Raw genomic sequence first — 2,058 nt, forward strand, 5'->3', positions numbered from 1 at the left:
CCGCGTCCGCGGCCGAGCCGAGGGCGCCGAACGCCGCGGCGAGGGCCTGCTCGAGCTCGTCCAGCCGGGCGGACTCCACGAAGACGTCCGCCAGACCCAGGGCCACCGCGTCGGAACCGGAGGCGTGCGCCGAGGTCGCGGCCAGGTGCCGGCCCGCCTGGAAGGGTGCGCGGGCGAGGTGGAAGGAGCCGCCGACGTCGGGGGTGAACCCGATCGCCGTCTCGGGCATGCCGGCGCGGGTCCGCTCGGTGGCCACGCGATGCGAGCCGTGCGCGGACACGCCCATGCCGCCGCCCAGGACGATGCCGTCCATGAAGGCCACGTACGGCTTGGGGTAGGTGGCGATGCGCTCGTTCATCGCGTACTCGTCGCGGAAGAACTGCTCGGCCTCCGCGAACCGCCCGGCCAGGAGCGAGGAGCGCAGGGAGACGACGTCACCGCCGGCGCACAGTCCCTTCTCCCCGGCGCCGCGGATGAGCACGCCGCGCACGGCGGGGTCCGCGGCCCAGTCGGTCAGGGCCGCGTCGATCGCCCGGACCATGTCCTGCGTCAGCGCGTTCAGGGCGCGCGGACGGTTCAGCGTGATGCGGCCGAGGCCGTCGCGGACCTCGAGGAGCACCTCGTCCGCCGCGCCGTCCTGCCCAGCCGCGGGGGCCGTCGTCGCCGTGGTCTGCGCGTCGCTCATCGGTGCTGCCACCCCGCCTCGCGCTTGGCCGTGAACGCGTCCATGCCCTCCTTCTGGTCCGCCGTGGCGAACGCGGAGTGGAACACGCGGCGCTCGAAGGCGATGCCCTGGGCAAGCGTGGTCTCGAACGCGGCGTTGACGGCCTCCTTGGCCATCCAGGAGGCCGGCTTGGACTTGGACGCGATGGTCGCGGCCACCTCCAGCGCCTCCTCGAGGGCCTTCTCGTCGGCCACCACGCGGGAGACGAGCCCGATGCGCTCGGCCTCCTCGGCCCCGATCATGCGGCCGGTGAGGATCATGTCCATGGCCTTCGCCTTGCCCACGGCGCGGGTCAGGCGCTGGGAGCCTCCCATGCCGGGGATGACGCCGAGGTTGATCTCGGGCTGGCCGAACTTCGCGCCCTCGCCGGCCACGAGCACATCGGCCATCATGGCCAGCTCGCAGCCGCCGCCGAGGGCGTAGCCGGTCACGCACGCCACGATGGGGGTGCGGGCACGGGTGAGCCCGTCCCAGCCGGCGAACCAGTCGGCCGCGTACATCTCGGAGAACTCCTTGGTGGCCATCTCCTTGATGTCCGCGCCGGCGGCGAACGCCTTGGGGGAGCCGGAGAGCAGGATCGCCCCGATCTCCGGGTCGGTGTCCAGCTCCTGCACCGCCGCGACGACGGCACGCATCGTCGCCTCGTTCAGCGCGTTCAGGGCCTTCGGCCGGTTCAGGCGGATGTGGCCGACCCGGCCCTGCCGCTCGACGATGATCGGCGACTCGGCGCCGTCCGGGGTGGTCTGCTCGCTCATGCCTCGCTCCTGTCCGTGTGTGATGCTCGGATGTCCTCGATGATGCCGGAAAAGTCGCGGGCGGCGCCTTCTCCGGCGGCGTACTCGGCGTATTTGGCCTGCGCGAGGCGGCCCAGGTCGGCCGCCACGCCCTGCTCGTCCAGGGCCGCGAGCGCGAGCCCGAGGTCCTTGGCCATCAGGGCGCCGGCGAAGCCGGGCTGGAAGTCCCGGTTCGCGGGGGAGCCGGGGACGGGGCCGGGCACCGGGCAGTTGGTGGTCAGGGACCAGCACTGCCCGGAGGCCTTGCTCATCACGTCATACAGGGCCTGGTGCTGCAGGCCCAGGCGCTCGCCCAGGACGAAGGCCTCGGCGACGGCGATCTGCGTGACCCCCAGCACCATGTTGTTGCAGATCTTCGCGGCCTGGCCCAGGCCGGCGGCCCCGCAGTGCACGATCCGCGCGCCCATGACCTCGAGCAGCGGCAGCACCTCGGCGTACACCTCGTCCGAGGCGCCCACCATGAAGGCGAGGGTGCCGGCCTCGGCGCCCACCTGGCCGCCCGAGACCGGCGCGTCGGCCGCCCGCATGCCCGCCGCCTCC

At 73.4% G+C, this 2,058-nt stretch carries 3 protein-coding genes; all 3 read right to left on the reverse strand.

Annotated features, from left to right (window positions below; genetic code table 11):
- The coding region (locus HMPREF3105_RS09465; protein ID WP_141762487.1) for an enoyl-CoA hydratase/isomerase family protein at positions 1–685 on the reverse strand (685 nt) is incomplete at its 3' end.
- The gene (locus tag HMPREF3105_RS09470) at positions 682–1,479 is read right to left on the reverse strand and encodes an enoyl-CoA hydratase (protein ID WP_036316152.1); all 798 of its coding nucleotides are present in this window, start codon (positions 1,477–1,479) and stop codon (positions 682–684) included. The genes HMPREF3105_RS09470 and HMPREF3105_RS09465, both read right to left, overlap by 4 nt.
- Positions 1,476–2,058 (reverse strand): NAD-binding protein (locus HMPREF3105_RS09475; protein ID WP_168168010.1); only part of this gene is annotated, 583 nt, incomplete at its 5' end. The genes HMPREF3105_RS09470 and HMPREF3105_RS09475, both read right to left, overlap by 4 nt.

It is taken from the genome of Micrococcus sp. HMSC31B01 (assembly GCF_001816085.1).
GTDB lineage: Bacteria > Actinomycetota > Actinomycetes > Actinomycetales > Micrococcaceae > Micrococcus > Micrococcus luteus.